This is a genomic window from Pseudoxanthomonas sp. UC19_8 (assembly GCF_042700505.1).
GTDB lineage: Bacteria > Pseudomonadota > Gammaproteobacteria > Xanthomonadales > Xanthomonadaceae > Pseudoxanthomonas_A > Pseudoxanthomonas_A winnipegensis.
On record NZ_CP170559.1, the window covers coordinates 1,865,018 to 1,885,194 of the forward strand.

The 20,177-nt window shown below is 71.1% G+C and carries 16 protein-coding genes; 9 read left to right on the forward strand and 7 right to left on the reverse strand.

Annotation, left to right across the window (positions count from 1 at the left end; genetic code table 11):
• The first annotated feature begins 27 nt into the window (after positions 1-27).
• The 3 genes from ACFJIT_RS08095 (at position 28) to ACFJIT_RS08105 (ending at position 2,095) form a co-directional block, all read left to right on the forward strand.
• Positions 28-303, forward strand: a complete 276-nt coding sequence (locus ACFJIT_RS08095; RefSeq protein ID WP_130519643.1) for a polyhydroxyalkanoic acid system family protein — start codon at positions 28-30, stop codon at positions 301-303.
• Between the two features lie 87 nt (positions 304-390).
• The gene (locus ACFJIT_RS08100) at positions 391-966 is read left to right on the forward strand and encodes a phasin family protein (RefSeq protein WP_379655545.1); all 576 of its coding nucleotides are present in this window, start codon (positions 391-393) and stop codon (positions 964-966) included.
• 133 nt (positions 967-1,099) lie between these two features.
• Positions 1,100-2,095, forward strand: coding sequence for a restriction endonuclease (locus tag ACFJIT_RS08105; RefSeq protein ID WP_379655546.1), 996 nt, complete (start codon positions 1,100-1,102; stop codon positions 2,093-2,095).
• A 587-nt stretch (positions 2,096-2,682) separates the two neighbouring features.
• On the opposite strand, the gene hutC is transcribed toward ACFJIT_RS08105, so the two are convergent.
• Complete coding sequence (hutC, locus tag ACFJIT_RS08110; RefSeq protein WP_379655547.1) at positions 2,683-3,426, reverse strand: histidine utilization repressor; 744 nt, start codon at positions 3,424-3,426, stop codon at positions 2,683-2,685.
• Entirely contained in the window at positions 3,423-4,787 is a 1,365-nt protein-coding gene (locus ACFJIT_RS08115; RefSeq protein WP_379655548.1) for a formimidoylglutamate deiminase, read from the reverse strand. Before ACFJIT_RS08115 ends, hutC begins: the two co-directional genes overlap by 4 nt.
• Positions 4,788-4,866: 79 nt before the next feature.
• On the opposite strand from ACFJIT_RS08115, the gene hutI reads away from it, so the two are divergent.
• From hutI to ACFJIT_RS08140, 5 genes are all read left to right on the forward strand, one after another.
• The gene (hutI, locus tag ACFJIT_RS08120; protein WP_379655741.1) at positions 4,867-6,072 is read left to right on the forward strand and encodes an imidazolonepropionase; all 1,206 of its coding nucleotides are present in this window, start codon (positions 4,867-4,869) and stop codon (positions 6,070-6,072) included.
• A 40-nt stretch (positions 6,073-6,112) separates the two neighbouring features.
• Positions 6,113-7,663 carry a histidine ammonia-lyase gene (gene hutH, locus ACFJIT_RS08125; RefSeq protein ID WP_379655549.1) on the forward strand — a complete coding sequence of 517 codons (1,551 nt, stop codon included), beginning with the start codon at positions 6,113-6,115 and terminating at the stop codon, positions 7,661-7,663.
• A 103-nt stretch (positions 7,664-7,766) separates the two neighbouring features.
• A complete protein-coding gene (hutG, locus tag ACFJIT_RS08130) occupies positions 7,767-8,648 on the forward strand; it encodes an N-formylglutamate deformylase (RefSeq protein WP_379655550.1) in 882 nt (293 codons plus the stop codon).
• Complete coding sequence (gene hutU, locus ACFJIT_RS08135; RefSeq protein ID WP_379655551.1) at positions 8,645-10,312, forward strand: urocanate hydratase; 1,668 nt, start codon at positions 8,645-8,647, stop codon at positions 10,310-10,312. Before hutG ends, hutU begins: the two co-directional genes overlap by 4 nt.
• 219 nt (positions 10,313-10,531) lie before the next feature.
• Complete coding sequence (locus tag ACFJIT_RS08140) at positions 10,532-10,798, forward strand: hypothetical protein (RefSeq protein ID WP_130519626.1); 267 nt, start codon at positions 10,532-10,534, stop codon at positions 10,796-10,798.
• Positions 10,799-10,885: 87 nt separating this feature from the next.
• Here the strand turns inward: ACFJIT_RS08140 and ACFJIT_RS08145 are convergent, their stop codons facing one another.
• The 4 genes from ACFJIT_RS08145 to zigA form a co-directional block, all read right to left on the reverse strand.
• The gene (locus ACFJIT_RS08145; protein WP_379655552.1) at positions 10,886-13,048 is read right to left on the reverse strand and encodes a S46 family peptidase; all 2,163 of its coding nucleotides are present in this window, start codon (positions 13,046-13,048) and stop codon (positions 10,886-10,888) included.
• Positions 13,049-13,140: 92 nt separating this feature from the next.
• Positions 13,141-14,277: a CobW family GTP-binding protein gene (locus ACFJIT_RS08150; RefSeq protein WP_379655553.1), complete on the reverse strand. Its 1,137-nt coding sequence runs from the start codon at positions 14,275-14,277 to the stop codon at positions 13,141-13,143.
• Entirely contained in the window at positions 14,274-15,188 is a 915-nt protein-coding gene (folE2, locus tag ACFJIT_RS08155) for a GTP cyclohydrolase FolE2 (RefSeq protein ID WP_379655554.1), read from the reverse strand. The genes ACFJIT_RS08150 and folE2 overlap by 4 nt, the downstream gene beginning before the upstream one ends.
• A 62-nt stretch (positions 15,189-15,250) precedes the next feature.
• Positions 15,251-16,471, reverse strand: a complete 1,221-nt coding sequence (zigA, locus tag ACFJIT_RS08160; protein ID WP_379655555.1) for a zinc metallochaperone GTPase ZigA — start codon at positions 16,469-16,471, stop codon at positions 15,251-15,253.
• A 364-nt stretch (positions 16,472-16,835) separates the two neighbouring features.
• Here zigA and ACFJIT_RS08165 point away from each other — a divergent pair, with 364 nt between their 5' ends.
• Positions 16,836-18,977, forward strand: a complete 2,142-nt coding sequence (locus ACFJIT_RS08165; RefSeq protein WP_379655556.1) for a TonB-dependent receptor family protein — start codon at positions 16,836-16,838, stop codon at positions 18,975-18,977.
• A gap of 12 nt (positions 18,978-18,989) precedes the next feature.
• Here the strand turns inward: ACFJIT_RS08165 and ACFJIT_RS08170 are convergent, their stop codons facing one another.
• Positions 18,990-20,156, reverse strand: coding sequence for a GDSL-type esterase/lipase family protein (locus ACFJIT_RS08170; protein ID WP_379655557.1), 1,167 nt, complete (start codon positions 20,154-20,156; stop codon positions 18,990-18,992).
• Positions 20,157-20,177 lie beyond the last annotated feature (21 nt).

Here is a 20,177-nt window from a genome sequence, read left to right on the forward strand (position 1 = left end):
GCGCTTGTCCTTCGCCAGCCCAGCGCCATGTCCCGCATCGAACTGCAGCATCCCCACCACAAGTCGCCCGAGCAGACCCGCCAGGCCCTGGAAGAGGTGGCCGGCAAGCTGCACGCGCGCTTCGGGGTAAGCCATCACTGGGACGGCGACACGCTGGCGTTCAACGGATCCGGGGTGGACGGGCGCATCGCCATGCAGCCCGGCGCGCTGCACGTCACCGCCGAGCTGGGCTTCCTGCTGTCGGCGATGAAGGGGCCGATCGAGTCGGAGATCCGCCGGGTGCTGGGCGAGCGCTTCGCCTAAACGCCCTGGCCGGCCCATCTTCGACACGGCGCTCACCGGCCGCTGCGGACACTGCCAGGCATCGTCCCGACCGCATCGGAGTGATCCATGGCCACCAGGAAAACCGAGCGCCAGCGCCCGTCCGACTTCGAACCCTCGCTGCATGAGCAGGCCGAGCGCCTGCAGGCGTCGCTGGGCGAATCGGCCCAGCAGATCTGGCTGGCCGGGCTGGGCGCCTTCAGCCGCGCCCAGGCCGAGGGCAGCAAGCTGTTCGACACGCTGGTGCGCGAAGGCAGCAAGGTCGAGGCCCGCACCCGCGACGCGCGCGCCGGCCTGGCCGACGGCGTCGAGGAAGTGCGCAGCCGCGCCGGCGAGACGCTGGGACGCGTGGACCAAGTCTTCCGCGCCCGCGTCGGCGAGGCGCTGAAGGCGCTCGAGGTGCCGACCCGGCGCGAGCTGGGCGCGCTGGCCGACCGCATCGACGCGCTCAACCAGAAGCTGCGCGCGCACAACGAGCGGCCCACCGCCGGTGCGCGGGCGCGCAGGGCGGCAGCCCGTTCCACCCCGCCCGGCCCCGCGCCCGTCCCGCCCCAGGCTACCGAGGACCGGCCGGTGCGCAAGCCGCGCGCCGCGCCTCGAGCGGCGCCCGCAGACCCTGCCGCTCCTGGCGACGTGACCGACTAAATCGCCCGTACCCTCCGATGTGCTGCTTGCCCGCAAGCCCGCCATCCTCTTGGCCGACGTATGCCAAGCATGGACTGGCCGCCAGCACGGTTGCCCGTAGAATGCCCCACCTGTTTCAGCGGATGTACGCCTCATGCCGTTCTGGTTGATCGGGACCCTCGTGGCCCTGCTGGTGGGCGTGGTCGCCACCGCCTACCTGTGGCTGGTCCGCCGCCGCCTCGACGAAACCCAGGCCGGCCTGCAGGCGCTGGCGGCGATGCGCTGGCGCGACTTCTCGCGCCTGGTGCTCTCGGCGCTGCAGCTGCGCGGCCTGGAGCGCCTGTCCTTCGAGCCCGAGGATGTCCGCAACCAGCACCCGAGCCTGCTGCTGGGCGATGCCGAGGGCAAGCACTGGCTGCTGAGCTGCAAGCACGGCACCGCCTATCGCATCGGCTCGGTGGCGATCGACGAACTGGCCTCCGAGGCGCGCCTGCGCGGCGCCCAGCACAGCATCCTGGCCACCCAAGGCCTGGTCGACGCCGGCGGTCATGAGAAGGCGCAGCGCTCCAATGTCGAGATCCTGGACGGCGCCAGGCTGTGGGCCGAGGTCAAGCCGATGGTGGACAGCGCGACTGTCCAGGGCATCAGCGGCCAGGCCAACCTGCGCGCGCGCCGCCGCATCGGCCTGAGCTGGATCGCCGCGCTGCTGCTCGGCGTGCTGGTCAGCGGGCTGCCTGCCCTGCTCGATTCCGACTCGACGCCCGAGACCGTCGCACCTGCGCCCGTTTCCGCTCCGGCGCATTCGCCAACCCCGGCGCCCGCCGTCAGCACGCCTTCCCAGACACCGGAGCCGCCGACCGACGCCGAGCTGGCCCGCCAGCGCGGCGAGGTCGCCAAGGCCCTGGCCAAGGCCGGCGGCCTGCGCCAGCCGGCCTGGATCTCCGGCTCGACGCTGTCGGTGGACATGCTGGCCGACGAAGCCATGGTGATGCCGACGGTCTGCGCCGAACTGGCCAAGTACCCTGACCTGGCGCTCTCGCGCATCCAGCTCAACCCGCGCCCCGACAGCGACGAACGCGTGCGCTGGCGGCAGTGCGAAGCCACGATGAGCGCGCCTACTCCGGCCCAGGCACCGGCACCGGCACGTTAAGCGGCGCCCGCGCCGCGCTCCCGGACAACACCACCGGTCGTCATTCCCAACGATCGTCATTCCCGCGAACGCGGGAAAGTGCTGTTCGGCGGACGCATGCGTGACTATCCGGGGCCTTTCAGGCAGCGCGCCGAAATCGCCTGATAGCCATAGCTGAAGAACGTCATTCCCGCGTAGGCGGGAAGTGCTTTTCGGCAGACGCATGTCCGACTATCCAGCGGCTTTCGCAGGAACCATCGAAGACCCTCGGTTCGCAATTAAGCAGGACCAGTGAGGTTCTTCGACGTTCTTGAAGCGCGAATGGGCATTTCGGTTGCTTTGGCGCGGTGCATGAGCAACAGCAGCAGCAACGGCAAAAGCTCACCCCTCCCCAACCCTCCCCTTCGCCTTCGGCGAAAGGGAGGGGGCTGAATTGGGTCTTACGATCGCCTGAGCTGCAGTGTGATCCTCTTCCGCGCCCCCACGCTCGTCATTCCCGCATACGCGGAAAGTGCCTTTCGGCAGACGCATGTCTGACTCTCCAAGGACTTGCACACGCGGCGTGCCAGATGCAGGACGCCTTGCCTTCGTTCGTCCCGCACGCCGCCTCAGCGCCCGCCAGGCGAGAACCGCGCCACCAGGTCGTAGGAGTCGCCCAGGAAGACCTGGGTCACGCAGGTCACCGGCTGCTCGCCGCGCCAGGTGCGGCGCTCGATCACCAGGCAGGCGGTGCCGATGGGCACCTGCAGCAGGCGCGCGCGGGCGACGTCCACGCCGATGGCGCTGATGCGGTGCTCGGCGCGGGTCCAGCTGACGTGCTGCAGCAGCCAGCTGCCCGGGGCGGTCTGCGAGAAGTCCACGTCCACCGCCTGCGGCGCGGCGGCCGGGTTGATCAGGCGGTCCTCCAGCGCCAGCGGCCGGTCGTCGGCCAGGTGCAGGCACTGCAGCGCGAGCACGCGTGCCTCGCCGGCCAGCTCGGCCTCGCGCGCGTCGCCGCGGCGCGGCCTGCGCAGCTGCCGGGCCAGCAGCTGGAACTGGTAGCGGTGGCCGCGTGCGGCGACCTCGAACGGGATGTCCGGGATGTCCAGCGCCACCTGTTCGATATGCGGATGCGGGCGCGCGACGAACGAGCCGGCGCGGCGGCGGCGCTCGATCATGCCGGCGTCGGCCAGCAGGCTCAGCACCTTGCTCACGGTCATACGCGCGCAGCCGTACTGCGCCATCAGCGCGTGCTCGGAAGGAATGCGGTGGCCGGGCGGCCATTGCCCGCTGTGGATGCGGCCCTCGATGTCGTCGCGGATGCGCTGGTGCAGCGAACGCGGCGGCGCGGGCGAGGCCTGTGGAGCGCTCATGCGCGCAGGACCCGATCCAGCGCGGCGGCGTAGCGCTCGGCCACCGCCGCGGCGTCGACGTGGCGGCCATCGCGCACGACCAGCCGGCCCTGACGCCACACCTGACGCACCGCGCCGCGGCGGGCGGCGAACAGCCAGCTGTCCAGCCAGGCATCGCCCTCGCGCGCGCGCAGCGCCGGATGGTCGGAATCCAACTCCACCAGGTCCGCGGCGGCGCCGACCCGCAGGCCCGCCTCCACGCCCAGCGCCTGCGCCGCACCGTGCAGGGCCTGCTCGAACAGCCAGCGTCCGCTGGACACGCCCTGCCCCTGCGCCAGCACGTTGCGCCCGCGCGCGACCAGGCGCTGGCCGTATTCGAGCAGGCGCAGCTCCTCGGCCGCATCGATCAGCACGTTGGAATCCGAGCCCACGCCGAAGCGACCGCCGGCTTTGGCGAAGTCGCGCATCGGGAACAGGCCGTCGCCCAGGTTGGCCTCGGTGATCGGGCACAGGCCGACCACGGCGCCGGCCTCGACCATACCCTGCACTTCGTCCGCTTCGACGTGGGTGGCGTGCACCAGGCACCAGCGCGCGTCCACCGGCGCATGGTCCAGCAGCCACCGCACGGGGCGCTGGCCCGACCAGGCCAGGCAGGCCTCCACCTCGCGCGTCTGTTCGGCGATATGCAGATGCACCGGGCCGCGGTTCAGCGGCAGCAGTGCGGTCAGCTCCTCGGGCGTGACCGCGCGCAGGCTGTGCGGGGCCAGGCCGAGCACGGCATCGCCCAGCGGCGCGATCGCCGCGGCGCTGGCCTCCAGCAGGCGGGCGAACCCGTCCACGTCATGGATCAGCCGCGCCTGCGCGGGACTGGGCGGCGCGCCGCCGAAGTCGGCATGGGCATAGAACACCGGCAGCAGGGTCAGGCCGATGCCGCTGGCCTGCGCGGCCGCGGCGATGCGCGTGGCCATCTCGCCGGGATCGGCATAGGGCCGGCCCTCGGGGCCGTGGTGCAGGTAGTGGAACTCGCCCACGCGGGTGAAGCCGGCCTCCAGCATCTCCACATAGGCCTGCTCGGCGATGGCCTGCAGGCTGTCCGGGTCCAGCCGCTGCACGAAGCGATACATCAGCTCGCGCCAGCTCCAGAAGCTGTCGCCGGCCGCGCCACCGACTTCCGTCAGGCCCGCCATGCCGCGCTGGAAGGCGTGGCTGTGCAGGTTGCCCAGGCCGGGCACGGCCACGCCCAGGCGCACATCGCCAGGTTGCGCGGCGCTGCCCGCCTGCACCGAGGCGATGCGCCCGCCCTGCGTGCACACGCGCACCGCATGCGCCCAGCCCTCGTCCAGCAGGGCGTGATCGATCCAGAAGCAAGCGGCTGGCGCCATTGGGGTTCCTCGACTGGACAGGCTGCAAAGGCCGGTCTTATTGTATAGACAAATGCGCTCCTGACGAGATGCCATGCCCCTGCGCTGCGACACGCTCTGGCACCACGCCCACCTGGCCACGCTCGATGCCGACGACGGCACCCTGGGCGTGCTGCGGGACGGCGTGATCGCCGCGCGCGACGGCCGCATCGTGCATGTCGGCCCGGCCGATCGGGCGCCGGACTTCGACGCGGCCACGCGCATCGATTGCCAGGGCCGCTGGATCACGCCGGGCCTGATCGACTGTCACACCCATCTGGTCTATGCCGGCAACCGTGCCGGCGAGTTCGAGCAGCGCCTGGCCGGCGCCAGCTATGCCGACATCGCCCGCGCCGGCGGCGGCATCGTCTCCACCGTGCGCGCCACGCGCGCGGCCGATGACGACGCGCTGATCGCCGCCAGCCTGCCGCGCCTGGACGAGATGCTGGGCGAAGGCGTGACCACGCTGGAGATCAAGTCCGGCTACGGCCTGGACCTGGAGCATGAACGCAAGCAGCTGCGCGTGGCCCGGCGCCTGGGCGAGCTGCGCCGGGTGGAGATCGTGCCGACCTTCCTGGGCGCTCACGCGGTGCCGCCCGGCGTCGAGGCGCAGGCCTATATCGATGAGGTCTGCGGGACGATGATCCCGGCGGTCGCGGCGCAGGGCCTGGCCGAGGCGGTGGACGTGTTCTGCGAGGACATCGCCTTCTCGCCCGCGCAGGCGCGGCAGGTGTTCGAGGCCGCGCGCGCGCATGGCCTGAAGCTCAAGATCCATGCCGAGCAGCTCAGCAACCAGCACGGCGCCGCGCTGGCCGCGCAGTACGGCGCACTCTCGGCCGACCATATCGAGCATCTGGACGCCGACGGCGTCGCGGCGATGGCCGCGGCCGGCACCGTGGCCGTGGTGCTGCCGGGCGCGTTCTACTTCACCCGCGACACGCTGGTGCCGCCGATCGAGGCGCTGCGCGCGGCCGGCGTGCCGCTGGCGCTGGCCACCGACTGCAATCCCGGCACCAGCCCGCTGACCAGCCCGCTGCTGGCGATGAACCTGGCCGCCACGCTGTTCCGCATGACCGTGGACGAGTGCATCGCCGGCTTCACCCGGCATGCCGCGCGGGCGCTGGGGCGACAGGACCGGCTGGGCCGGCTGCGCGCGGGCTTGGACTGCGACCTGGCGATCTGGGACATCGACGCGCCGGCCGACCTGGTCTACCGCATGGGCTTCAACCCGCTGCATGCGCGCGTGTGGCGCGGGCAGCCGGCATGAGGCCGTTTTTCGTACAACCCGAACGACCGGAGCATTCCGCGTGACCGACTCTCTTGTGCTGCGCCCCGGCGCCGTCAGCCTGGCGCAATGGCGCGCCGTCTATCGCGGCGCGGCCGTGCAGCTCGATCCCGCCTGCCACGACGCGGTCGCGCGCAGCGCCCAGACCGTGCAGGCCATCGTCGACACCGGCGCGCCGGTGTACGGCATCAACACCGGCTTCGGCAAGCTGGCCACGGTGCGCATCGCCGATGCGGACCTGGCCACGCTCCAGCGCAACATCGTGCTCTCGCACGCCGCCGGCGTCGGCGAGCCGATGCCTGCGCCGGTGGTGCGGCTGATGCTGGCGCTGAAGCTGGCGAGCCTGGCGCAGGGCGCCTCCGGCGTGCAGCCGGCCACGCTGGCGCTGCTGGAAGCCATGCTCCAGCGCGACGTGCTGCCGCTGGTGCCCTGCCAGGGCTCGGTCGGCGCCTCGGGCGACCTGGCGCCGCTGTCGCACATGGCCGCGGTGATGATCGGCACGGGCGAGGCGTTCTTCGAAGGCCAGCGCCTGCCGGCGAGCGATGCGCTGGCGCGGGCCGGCCTGTCGCCGTGCGTGCTCGGCGCCAAGGAGGGCCTGGCCCTGCTCAACGGCACCCAGTATTCGACCGCTTACGCGCTGGCGGGGCTGTTCGAGATCCAGACCGTGTTCCAGGCGGCGCTGGTCACCGGCGCGCTGTCCACCGAGGCGGCCAAGGGCTCGGACACGCCGTTCGACCCGCGCATCCACGCCCTGCGCGGCCAGCCCGGGCAGATCGCCGTGGCCGACGCGCTGCGCGCGCTGATGACCGGCAGCGCCATCCGCGAATCGCACCGCGAGAACGACGTGCGCGTGCAGGACCCGTATTGCCTGCGCTGCCAGCCGCAGGTGATGGGCGCGGCGCTGGACGTGATGGGCGCGGCGGCGCGCACGCTGGAGATCGAGGCCAACGGCGTGTCCGACAACCCGCTGGTGTTCACCGACACCGGCGAGGCGCTCAGCGGCGGCAACTTCCACGCCGAGCCGGTGGCCTTCGCCGCCGACATGCTGGCCATGGCCGTGTGCGAGATCGGCTCGATCAGCGAGCGCCGCATCGCCATGCTGGTCGACCCGGCGCTGTCGGGGCTGCCGGCGTTCCTGACGCCGCGGCCGGGCCTCAACTCCGGCTTCATGATCCCGCAGGTCACCGCCGCGGCGCTGGTATCGGAGAACAAGCAGCGCGCGATGCCGGCCAGCGTGGATTCCATCCCGACCTCGGCCAACCAGGAAGACCACGTCTCGATGGCCGCGCACGGCGCGCGCCGGCTGCTGGACATGGCGCGCAATGCCGCCAACGTGGTCGGCATCGAGCTGCTGGCCGCCGCGCAGGGCTGCGATTTCCATGCGCCGCTGGCATCCAGCGCCGCACTGGAGTCGGTGCGGGCGCTGCTGCGCGCGCAGGTGCCGACGCTGCAGGAAGACCGCTATTTCCATCCGGACATGGTGGCCGCGACGGCGCTGGTGCGCGGTGGCGCGCTGGTCGAGGCCGTCGGGATGGACGTATCCGGGCTGCCGGGCGTGGATGGGGCGACGTGAGCACGCTGCAGCGAGGTTTCGGCATGGCGCGCAAGTCGCTGGATCCCCGCGTTCGCGGGGATGACGGGCTGAGTATTCGTCGGACTGTGGGAGACATGCGCGGATGAGCGACCTTCCCGAGTGGCTGGAACTCCATCGCGGCGCCGCGCCGCTGATCGTCAGCTTTCCGCATACCGGGACCGAGCTCCCGGCCGGGCTCGAAGGCAACTTCGTCTCGCCCTGGCTGGCGCGGCGCGATGCCGACTGGCATGTGCACCAGCTCTACGCCTTCGCCCGCGCGCTCGGCGCCACCACACTGCGCACCGCGATCAGCCGTTCGGTGATCGACGTCAACCGCGACCCGTCCGGCGCCTCGCGGTATCCGGGCCAGAACACCACCGGCCTGTGCCCGACCATCACCTTCGACGACCAGCCGCTCTACCGGCAGGGTCTGGCGCCGGACGAGGCCGAGATCGCGCGCCGGCGGAAGACCTGGTTCACGCCGTACCACGATGCGCTGGCCGCCGAGATCGAACGCCTGCGTGCGCAACACGGCTGCATCGTGGTCTACGACGCGCACTCGATCCGCTCGCGCATCCCGCACCTGTTCGACGGCGAGCTGCCGCAGTTCAACATCGGCAGCAACGACGATGCCGCCTGCGACGCGGCGCTGACCGACGCGGTCGAGCGCGTCTGCGCCGCCAGCGGCCTGAGCCATGTGCGCAACGGCCGCTTCAAGGGCGGCTGGATCACGCGCCACCACGCCCAGCCGCAGCACGGCGTGCATGCGATCCAGATGGAGCTGGCCTGCCGCGGCTACATGGACGAACCCGATCCGGTCACCCCCGGGAACTGGCCCACGCCGTTCTCGCAGGCCCGCGCGCAGGCCGTACAGGACACGCTGCGCGAGGTGCTCGCCGCCTGCCTGGACTTCGCCGGCACCCATCCCCTCGCCCACCGCGCGCCCGCCGTGGGCGCACCGTCCCATCATCAGGACTCACCATGACTCGTCGCGATCCGTCCCGCCGCATCCAGGCCCCGACCGGCCCCGCGCTCACCGCCAAGAGCTGGCTGACCGAGGCACCGCTGCGCATGCTGCAGAACAACCTGCATCCCGACGTGGCCGAGCGCCCGGAGGAACTGGTGGTCTACGGCGGCATCGGCCGCGCCGCGCGCGACTGGGAGAGCTTCGACACCATCGTCGAGACGCTCAAGCGCCTGGACGACGACCAGACCCTGCTGGTGCAGTCGGGCAAGCCGGTCGGCGTGTTCCGCACCCATGCCGATGCGCCGCGCGTGCTGATCGCCAACTCCAACCTGGTGCCGCGCTGGGCCAACTGGGACCACTTCAACGAGTTGGACAAGAAGGGCCTGGCCATGTTCGGCCAGATGACCGCCGGCAGCTGGATCTACATCGGCGCCCAGGGCATTGTGCAGGGCACCTACGAGACCTTCGTGGAGATGGGCCGGCAGCACTACGGCGGCGACCTGTCCGGGCGCTGGCTGTTCACCGGCGGCCTGGGCGGCATGGGCGGCGCGCAGCCGCTGGCCGCAGTGATGGCCGGCGCCTCGTGCCTGGCGGTGGAATGTCGCAAGAGCAGCATCGACATGCGCCTGCGCACCGGCTATCTGGACACCTGGACCGACTCGCTGGACGAGGCGCTGCGCCTGATCGAGGATTCTTGTCAGGCCCGGAAGCCGCTGTCGGTCGGCCTGCTCGGCAACGTCGCCGATGTGCTGGCCGAGCTGCTGGCACGCGGCATCAAGCCGGACCTGCTCACCGACCAGACCTCCGCCCACGACCCGGTCAACGGCTACCTGCCACAGGGCTGGAGCGTCGCGCAGTGGGACGAGAAGCGCTTGTCCGCACCCAAGGAAGTCGAACAGGCCGCGCGCGCCTCCATGGCCCACCACATCCGCGCCATGCTCGGCTTCCATGCCCTGGGCGTGCCGACCGTGGACTACGGCAACAACCTGCGGCAGATGGCGCTGGAGGAAGGCGTGGCCAACGCCTTCGACTTCCCCGGCTTCGTCCCCGCCTATATCCGCCCGCTGTTCTGCCGCGGCGTCGGCCCATTCCGCTGGGCCGCGCTGAGCGGCGACCCGGAGGACATCGCCAGAACCGATGCCAAGGTCAAGGAGCTGATTCCCGACAATCCGCACCTGCACCGCTGGCTGGACATGGCCGCCGAGAAGATCAAGTTCCAGGGCCTGCCGGCGCGGATCTGCTGGGTCGGCCTGGGCGATCGCGATCGCCTGGGCCTGGCCTTCAACGAGATGGTCGCCAAGGGCGAGCTCAAGGCGCCGGTGGTGATCGGCCGCGACCATCTGGACAGCGGCAGCGTGGCCTCGCCCAACCGTGAGACCGAGGCGATGGCCGACGGCTCGGACGCGGTCTCGGACTGGCCGCTGCTCAACGCCCTGCTCAACACCGCCTCGGGCGCGACCTGGGTGTCGCTGCACCACGGCGGCGGTGTCGGCATGGGCTTTTCCCAGCACGCCGGCATGGTCATCGTCTGCGACGGCACCGACGCCGCCGCCAAACGCATCGCCCGCGTGCTGTGGAACGACCCGGCCAGCGGCGTGATGCGCCATGCCGACGCCGGCTACGACATCGCGATCGACTGCGCGCGGGAGAAGGGCCTGGATCTGCCGGGCATTCTGGGGTGAGCGCTAAGGCGGGTTGAGCGCAGCGCAATGTCGTCGCTGCGCGCGGACGTCCATAGGTTCCCGCTTTCGCGGGAACGACGAGCTCAGGCCCCATTGGGCCGACCGTTATCGCGGCAACACTGTCGGCAGCCTGTCAGCCGCTATGGACTGCGGTCCGTGCGGCGACACCTGCCGCACGCGCACTGGGCTACCCTGCCCCGCCGCCTTCCGCCCCGCCGTATGTCCCCGTCCACCTCCCACACCTACCGCCTGGCCCTGCGGCCGACCGACGAACACACCAGCTCGGCCGAGCTGATGCGCACCGCACAGCGCGTGCTGCTCTCGCTGGACGCGCGCGGGGTGTCGATCGTCCATCTGCGCCGCCCGCCGCTGCAGGACGCGCAGGGGCTGTACGTCGAAGCCGTGGCCGCCGGCCCGGAGGACTGGTATCGCGACGTGGACGATGCGCTGCTGGCCGAGGGCCTGCGCAGCGAACTGCAGCCCTGACGCCGCCGCGAACCGCCAGCGCCGCCTGAAACGACAACGGCCCGGTCTTGCGACCGGGCCGTTGCATTTACACCGCGATGCGCCGGATCAGCGCTTGCCCACGCCCATTTCCTGCAGCAGGTTGTCGGCGTGGTCCAGGTGGTCCATGACCCACAGCATGTAGCGCACGTCGACCTGGATGGAGCGGTTGAGCTTGGGATTGAACAGCCAGTCGCCGCTCACCGATTCCCAGTTGCCGTCGAAGGCCAGGCCGACCAGCTGGCCGTTGCCGTCCAGCGCCGGCGAACCGGAGTTGCCGCCGGTGATGTCCAGGTCGGCCAGGAAGTCCACCGGCAGCGTGCCCTGCTTCTTCGAGGCATACGGACCGAAGTCCTTGGCCTTGATCGCATCCAGCTCCGCCTTGGGCGCGTTGAACGGCACCTCGCCGGTGGCCTTCTCGACGATGCCCTCGGCGTGGGTGAACGGCGCGTAGCTCACCGCATCGCGCGGCGCCACGCCCTGCACGTTGCCGTAGGTCACGCGCAGCGAGCTGTTGGCATCCGGGTAGACCGGCAGCTTCTGCGAATCCTTCCAGGCGATCATCGCCTGCATGTAGCGCGGGCGCAGCTTGGACAGCACGCCATCGCGCGTGTCGGCCTCGTCTTCCAGGGTCTTCAGCTGCGGCAGCAGGGCCGCGGCCAGCTTGAGCATGCCGTCGTCCTGCGCGGCCAGCGTCTTGGCGTCGTCCTTGAAGTAGGCCAGGCGGGCCTGGCCGTCGCCCAGCTTGCTGCCGGCGTACAGCGAGGCCACCTTGGCCTTGATCGCCGCCTCGTCGCGCGCCGAGCCCAGCCAGGCGTCCAGCGCCGGCAGGCGCTGGGCCTGCGGCAGCTTGACGTAGCGCAGCAGCGCATAGGTCAGGAACTGCTGGTCCACGCCGGCGTCGTAGCGGCGGTCCATCTGCTTGAGCGCGCCCTCGATGCGCGCCTCGTCGCGCTGCTGGTAGCCCGGTTCGCGCTCCATGTCCGGCTTGGCGCGCTCACCGGCCAGGCGGGTCAGGCGCAGGCCGGTGGAGAACAGCGCCGAGCGCTGCAGCAGGCTCAGGTCCAGGTCGCGCTCGCGCGTGGCGGCGGTGCCGGCCAGCACCTGCTTGAGCTGGGCGATGTCGCCGGCCAAGGCCTTGGCATCGCCGTCCTTGCGCGCGGCCAGCCAGGCGTCCAGCTGCGCCTCCTGCTGCTGCTTGACCGCCACCGCGTCGGCGCGACGCAGGCCTTCGAGCTGGCCGCCGAAGTTCTTCAGGTAGTTGTTGAGACCGGCCACGGTGTTGGCGTACTTCACCCCGACTTCCGGGTTGGCCTTGGACGCGGCATCGATGATGGCCAGGCTGTCCTGGTAGATCCTGATCTGGGTCGGGTACTGCCAGTCGATGGCCGCCTGCACTTCCTGCGCCAGGCGATAGCGGTTGGTGCGGCCCGGGTAGCCGACCACCATCACGTAGTCGCCCTCCTCCAGGCCCTGCGGATTGACCTTGAGCACGTGCTTGGGCTGGTAGGGCACGTTGTCCTTGGAGTATTCGGCGGACTTGCCGTCCTTGGACACGTAGGCGCGCAGATAGCTGAAATCGCCGGTGTGGCGCGGCCACATCCAGTTGTCGATGTCGCCGCCGAACTTGCCGATCGACTCGGGCGGCGCGTAGACCAGGCGCACGTCCTTGATCTCCAGCTGGCGGATCAGCTGATAGCTGTAGCCGCCGTGGAAGGTGTAGACATCGCAGCGGTAGCCGTCGCGCTCGCAGCCCTTGACCTGCGCCTTGATCGCCTGCTCGATCGCCTTGTAGCGATCCAGCGGCGCCATGTCGTCGCGCAGCCCGCCGGTGATCTCCTTGGTGACGTCGCGGATCTCCTCGGTGACGAACACGCGCATGTCGGGCGAACCTGGCAGTTCCTCGCCGACGCTCCTGGCCAGGAAGCCATCCTCGATCAGGTTCTTCTGCGGCGTGGAGTTGTACTGCAGCGCGCCATAGGCGCAGTGGTGGTTGGTGACCACCAGGCCCTGCGGGCTGACGAAGGAGGCCGTGCAGCCGCCCAGGCTGACGATGGCGCCCATCGGGTAGCCGGTCAGGTCGGTCAGCGCGGCCGGATCGAGCTTGAGCCCGTGCGCCTTGAGATCGCCGGCGATCTTGGGCAGCTGGGCCGGCTGCCACATGCCTTCGACGGCCAGGGCGGAGGGAATGCAGGTGGCGGCGATGGCGGCCGACAGCAGGAGACGACGCATGAGAAACCTTTCCGAATTGTTATCTAGTAACACTAGCCTGCGCCGCGCGCGAACCCATGTGCCGTTGGTCACTGCGGCGCCCGACATTCCTGTCAGGCAGGCCCCAGCGCCTGTGGCGGCCAGGCGCCCGAGGACACCGGACGCAGCGCCGCCGAGGTGCGGAACGCCTCGAAGGTCTGGGTGATCAGCGCGGGCTCCACGTCGCGGGTGATGAAGACCAGGCGCGAGCCGCGATCTTCATCTGGCCAGGCCGGCAGGGCCTGCGCCGGATGGAACAGCTGCTGGACCGCATGCACGACCAGCGGCCCCGCCTGCCCCTGCACGTGGACGATGCCCTTGATCCGCAGCAGGGCCGGGCCGAGCATGCCGACCAGCGTGTCCAGCCACAGGCCCAGCACCTGCTCGGCGATGGGCTCCTCGATGCGGAAGCAGAAGGCCTGCACATGGTCGTCGTGGCGATTCGGGTCCGGCGCCGCGGCCTGCGCTTCGAGCTGGCGCATGCCCAGCTGGAAGGCGAAGGCCGGCGCGGCCGGCAGCGGCAGATAGGCCTCCTCGTTCAACCAGGCCACCACGTCCGGCTGCTTGCCCTCGACCGAGAACAGGCCCAGTCCCAGCAGCGCCGCCGCCGGCACCTGTCCGTGACGCACGCGATGGCGCGGCGCGGCCGGATTGAGCCGGCGCAGGCGCTGCTCCAACGCCGCGCGCGCCGCGTCCTCCACCAGGTCGTCCTTGGTCAGCAGCAGCACATCGGCGATGGCCACCTGGCGCACCGCTTCCTCGTGCCGGTCCAGGCTGGCCTGGGCGGTGGCCAGATCGACGGTGGTCACCACGCCGTCCAGCACATAGCGGCCGGCCACGTCAGGATGGCCCAGCAGCGTGTGCACGATCGGCACCGGATCGGCCAGGCCGGTGGTCTCGATGACCACGCGCCTGAACTGGCGCCGGCCCTGGCGCGCGAAGCGCCACGGCGCATCGCGCAGCACCTCCACCAGATCGGTGCGCACGTTGCAGCACAGGCAGCCGCCGCCCAGCTCCAGCACGGTCTGCTCGCGGCTGTGGACCATCAGCAGATGGTCCAGCGCCATCTCGCCGAACTCGTTGACGATCACCAGCGCGTCGGCCAGCTCCGGCTGGCGCACGAGCTGATTGAGCAGCGTGGTCTTGCCGCTGCCCAGGAAACCGGTCAGCAGCGTGACCGGGATCTGCTCCGGCTCGCGCACCGCGCTCATGCCGCCTGCTCCAGCGGCGCGCCGGCCCAGGCCACCGCGTCGTGCGCATGCAGGCTCTCGGCATGGGTGACCTGCACACCGGGCCGCGCGTAGCGGCCCTCCAGCGCCGCGAGGATGCGCCGCGCCGCATCCTCGACGAACATCAGGTTGGCGCCGTTGGCGATGGCGAAGGCCTGCTCGTCTTCGCGCTTGACCGCCGTCTGCACCGGCGTGCCCAGCGCCGCCTCGACCCGGTCGATCAAGGCCAGCAGGCCGAAGCCCGCCGCCTCGGCCGGCACGTCGATGGCCACCTGCGCCACGCTGCGCTGGCTGTGCGGCGTGGCCAGGCTGGCGTTGGCGCTCAGCCATCGGGTCACCTCCTGCGTGTCCACCGAGGCCCGCGCCTGGAAATCGCGCAGGAAGGCATCGGCCACCACCGCCCGCGCCAGCGCCGCCGAGCACGGACAGGTGGACGAATACGTCACCGCGACCTGCACGCGCAGCGCCAGGCCACCGGCATCCAGCCTGGACGCGATCCGCACCGGATAGGTCTTCCAGCCGGCCAGCCCAGGCGTGCGCAGCGCGGGCCGGCGCACGGGCAGCGCCAGGCCCAGCTGCACCCGCGCGCGGCGGCTGCCGCAGTCGGCGTGGCTGTGGATCATGGCGCTGAGCAGGGCCTGCACCCGCGCCGGGCTCAGCGGTGCCTCCACGCCGAGGTGGTCCAGCTGACGGTGCAGCCGCGACATGTGGATCCCCTTGGCGCGCGCGTCCGGCAGGTCGACCTGCGCGTCCACGCGCGCATCGAGCAGGCGCTGGCAGCCCGGTTCGTCCAGCCGCAGCGGCAGGTCGATGCCGCCCATGCCGACCCAGGACAGCGGCGCCGGCTGGGACGGCGATTCATCGAGACAGACATCGGGCAACGGCAGCGACATGGACCTTAAGAACGAAGAAGAAGGAAGGGGTACGCCGCGCGAAGCGACGTGTCGGAAGGACCTCAGTCCGCGGCAGGCCAGCCCGGGAAGGGATTGGGCCACTGCAGCCAGGCGTGGACGCCGCGCGCCATCTCCGCATCGGTCAGCAGGCAAGCGTCGAAGCGCGCGCACAGGGCGTCGCGGTCCATGTCCATGCCGATCAGCACCAGCTCCTGGCGCGCATCGCCGACGCCCTCGACCCAGTGCGCGCGGATCGTGCGCACATGGTCCGGATCGTCCGGCCAGCGCTCCGGCGGCACGGCCGCCCACCAGTAGCCGGCGGCCTTGTGCCGGGCCACCGCGCCGGCCTGCGACCACTCGCCGGCCAGGGTCGGATGGCTGGCCAGCCAGAAGTGGCCCTTCGAACGCAGCACGCCGGGCCATTCGCTGTTGACCCAATCGTGGAAGCGCTGCGGGTGGAACGGCCGGCGCGCGCGGTAGACGAAGCTGTCGATTCCGTATTCCTCGCTCTCCGGCACGTGCTCGCCGCGCAGCTCCTTGAGCCAGCCCGGCGCGGTGGCGGCCTGGTCGAAATCGAACAGGCCGGTGTCCAGCACGCGCTCCAGCGGGACCACGCCGAACTGCGCCGGCTCGATCCGCGCGCGCGGGTTGAGCCCGCGCAGGATCGCCATCAGCCGCTGGCGCTGCTCGGCATCGACCAGGTCGAGCTTGTTGAGCACGATCACATCGCAGAACTCGATCTGCTCCACCAGCAGGTCCACCACCGTGCGCGCGTCCTGTTCGCCCAGCGATTCGCCGCGCCGCTGCAGGCTGTCGCGCGAGCCGTAGTCGTGCAGGAAATTGAACGCGTCCACCACGGTGACCATCGTGTCCAGTCGCGCGACCTCGCCCAGGCTGCGGCCGTCGGCGCCTTCGAAGGTGAAGGTCTCGGCCACCGGCAACGGCTCGGAGATGCCGGTGGATTCGATCACCAGCTGGTCGAAGCGGCCGGCACGCGCCAGGCGATCGACCTCGACCAGCAGGTCCTCGCGCAGCGTGCAGCAGATGCAGCCGTTGCTCATCTCCACCACCTTCTCGTCGGTGCGCGAGAGCTCGGCCCCACCCTGGCGCACCAGGTCGGCATCGACGTTGACCTCGGACATGTCGTTGACGATCACCGCCACGCGCCGGCCTTCGCGGTTGTTGAGGATGTGGTTGAGCAGGGTCGTCTTGCCGGCGCCGAGGAAGCCGGACAGCACGGTGACGGGCAGCTTGGGAGCGTGGGAATGGGGGGAGAGCGACATGGCGGTGGCTTGGTGGGAAGCCCGGCGCGCCGCAGCGGCGTGCGCCCTTGGGCGAATGAGAAGGGGCTGAGACCGGACGGGGGCCGGAAGTCGTTTTGTTACTTTATAACATTTTCGGCGAGGCGTTCAAATCCTAGAAGCGCATCGCGCAGGCAGCTGCGCTGCGGCTCCAGGCACTCCGGATGGTGAGTAGACTCCGCAGGCCAATGTGCCTGTCAACCTGATTGACTTAATTTAAGTTCACAGCAAAGATGCGCCCCGTCCGGCGCCGCTGACCCGTCGCCTTCCCCTGCCCGTCCCGCGCGACGGCGGCCTCATCGCCGCCCGGGCGCAGGCGCGCGCCCTGCTCCTTGCGATCCATTCGATGACCCAGATCACGCTGCGCTCCCCCCGCCTTCCCCGTCTCCTCGCGCTCGCCGCCGCCACCTCCGGCCTGGGCGCGCTCCCCGCCCACGCCGAGGACGTCCCGCCCGACCAGGCCACCACGCTGGACACGGTGCGGGTCGCGGCGAAGCGCAATGAAGCCCTCGAACAGGCGCGCCAGGCGCTGGCCCGCGTCCCCGGCGCGGGCAATGTGATCGACCTGACCCGGGTGGGCGATGGCCGCGTGGCCGGCACCGCCGACGTGCTGGCTTACCAGCCCGGGATCTACGCGCAGTCGCCGGGCAACGAAGGGGTCAAGGTGTCGATCCGCGGCTCGGGCATCAACCGCGCGCCGGGCGCGCACGCCTCGGGCGTGTCGGTCTCGCTGGACGGGCTGCCGCTGACCTTCTCCGGCGGCACGCCGTATGAGCTGATCGAGCCGCTGTGGATGAGCCGGGTCGAGGTGCTGCGCGGGGCCAACGGCTTCGACCGCGGTGCGCTGACCCTGGGCGGGGCGATCGACTACGTCAGCCGCAGCGGCCTGGATTCGCCCGGCACCGAGCTGCGGCTGGAAGGCGGCAGCTTCGGCTACCGCAATGCAAGCCTGGGCGTGGGCGGCGTCGCGGGCGACTTCGACTACTACCTCAACCTGGTCGACAGCCGCACCGACGGCTACCAGGCGCACGCCAGCGGCAGCGGCAAGGGCGCGATGGCCAACTTCGGCTGGCAGCTCGGCCCCGACCTCAGCACGCGCCTGATCCTGCGCTACCGCGAGACCGAGCACGACACGCCCGGCCGCCTGACCCGCGCGCAACTGCGCGACGATCCGCGCCAGGCCAATCCGGCCAACCTGGCCATCGACGCGCGCCGCCCGCAGCCGGGCAGCACCTGGATCGGCAACGTCACCACCCTGCGCATCGACGAGGCCTCGACGCTGCAGGCCGGGCTGGTCTATCACCACTTCCCGATGGACCTCAACGAGAGCCTGTACCGCCAGCAGCTGGACTACAGCGACCTGGGCGCCACGCTGGACTACACCCACCGCCACCGCCTGTTCGGCCGCGACAGCGTGACCACCGTCGGCCTGCGCGTCACCCACGACCTGGACGCCAACGTGCGCGAGACCCTGCGCTTCGCCCGCAACGGCTATCCGGCCGGCACGCTGACCCGGCGCTTCGAACACCTGGGCACCGATGCGGTGCTGCACGTCGGCAACGACCTGGCGCTGACGCCGGCGCTGCACCTGATCACCGGCCTGGCGGCGGTGCATACCAACCGCGAGGTCGCGGTGACCTGGCCGGCCAGCGGCGGGCGCCTGAACGCGCACGACTGGGACGGCGCGCCGCGCCTGGGCTTCACCTGGCAGGCCAGCCCGCAGCTGCAGCTGTTCGGCAACCTGAGCCGCTCGGTGGAGCCGCCGCACCCGTGGTCGATGATCTGGGGCTCGCCGTTCTCTTTCCCCGCCGGCAGCGGCCCGGCCACCGGCCGGCAGAGCACGCCGGTGCCGCTGCGCAACCAGACCGCGACCACGCTGGAGCTGGGCGCTCGCGGCGAGAGCGCGCTGGGTCGCTGGGAGCTGACCGCCTATGACGCGCAGGTGCGGCACGAACTGCTGAGCGTGGAGATCCAGCCGGTGCCCAACCTGGTGGTGGCCGAATCCAACGCCAGCCCGACCCGCCATCGTGGCCTGGAGGCCGGGCTGGACAGCACGCTGTGGCAGGCCGACGCCGGCCGCCTGTCGCTGCGCCAGGCCTATACCTTCAGCGATTTCCGCTATCGCCACGACGCGCGCTTCGGCGACAACCGCCTGCCCGGCCTGCCGCGGCACTTCTACCAGGGCGAGCTGCGCTACGACCATCCTTCCGGCGCCTATGCCGCGCTCAACGCCGAATACGCCTCGAAGATGGCGGTGGATTACGCCAACAGCTTCTGGGCCGATTCCCACGTGATCTTCGGCGCGCGCATCGGCCTGGACGCGCCGGGCGGGCGCTGGCAGACCTGGGTCGAGGCCCGCAATCTCGGCGACCGACACTACGCGGCCACGGTCACGCCGGGCTACGACGATGCCGGCAGCGATGCGGCGCGCTCGACGCCGGGCGAAGGCTTCGGCGTCTATGCGGGGCTGCGGCTGCGCTTCGACTGAAGCGCAGGCCGCTCAGCGGCCGAACACGCCTTCGACGAAGGCCTGCGCGGCGAAGCGCTCGCCGATCAGTTGGTGCGTGGCCGTGTCCGGATGCAGGCCGTCGGGCAGTGGCAGCGCCTCGGCGTCGGCCTGCCCGTACAGGGTCAGGCCGTCGAGGTAATGCAGGTTCGGATCCTGCGCGCGGCGCTGGGCCACCAGGTCGGACAGTGTGCGGCGGATCACCTGCAGGGTCAGCTTGCCGCGCGCGACCTCGGCCGGATCGCCGGAGGCCAGCAAGCGCCATTCGCCGCGGGCGAGCGCGGCGGTGTCGGGCAGCGTGGGGCCGGGCGTGGTCTCGTGCATCGGGCACAGGATCGGCGAGATCAGCAGCAGCGGCGTGTCGGGGTGGCCCTCGCGGATGGTGTCGAGAAAGCCATGGACCGCCGGCCCCAGCGCACGCAGGCGCATCAGGTCGGTGTTCACCAGGTTGATGCCGAGCTTGAGGCTGATCAGGTCGGCCGGCAGGTCGCGGATCGTGCGCGCCACGAACGGATCCAGCAGCGCGCTGCCGCCGAAGCCCAGGTTGGTCAGCGCCACGCCGCCGCGTGCCGCCGCGATCGCCGGCCAGATCGCATGCGGCGCCGCGGCGTTGCTGCCGTGGCTGATCGAACTGCCGTGATGCACCCAGCGCCGCCGCATGTCCGCGGCGGCGGGCTGCAGCGGCGAATCGCTGTGCAGGGAGATCAGCTCGGCCGCTTCGTCGTGCGGCAGCCACAGCGTCAGCGTCTTGTCGCCCTCGGGAAGATCGTCGAAACGCAACACACCCGGCGCGCCGTGCTCACGCACGGCGCTGCCGGCGGCCATGTCGATCGTCAGCGTGTGACCGCCGGGCAGCGACGCCTGTGCCAGCACCTGCTCGCCCAGCATCAGGACGTAGACCCCGTCCGGCCGCGCCGGCAGGCCGGCATAGACGCGCCGCGTGCGCAAGGCCTGCAGTGCGAAGGCCGTGGCGCGGGTGCGGAACACCAGTCGCACGCCCGAGGGCTGGGCCTCGGCCATCGCCAGCTGCGGATCGCCGCACTGCGCGCGGGCCCACACCGGCAGCCGGTGCGGCACCACGCCCAGCGCGGTGGATGAGATCTCGACCGCGCCCTGCAGCAGCGCGGCGGTGATGGGTGTGGTGATGGGAAGCGCGGTCATGCGAACAACTTGAGGGACGTA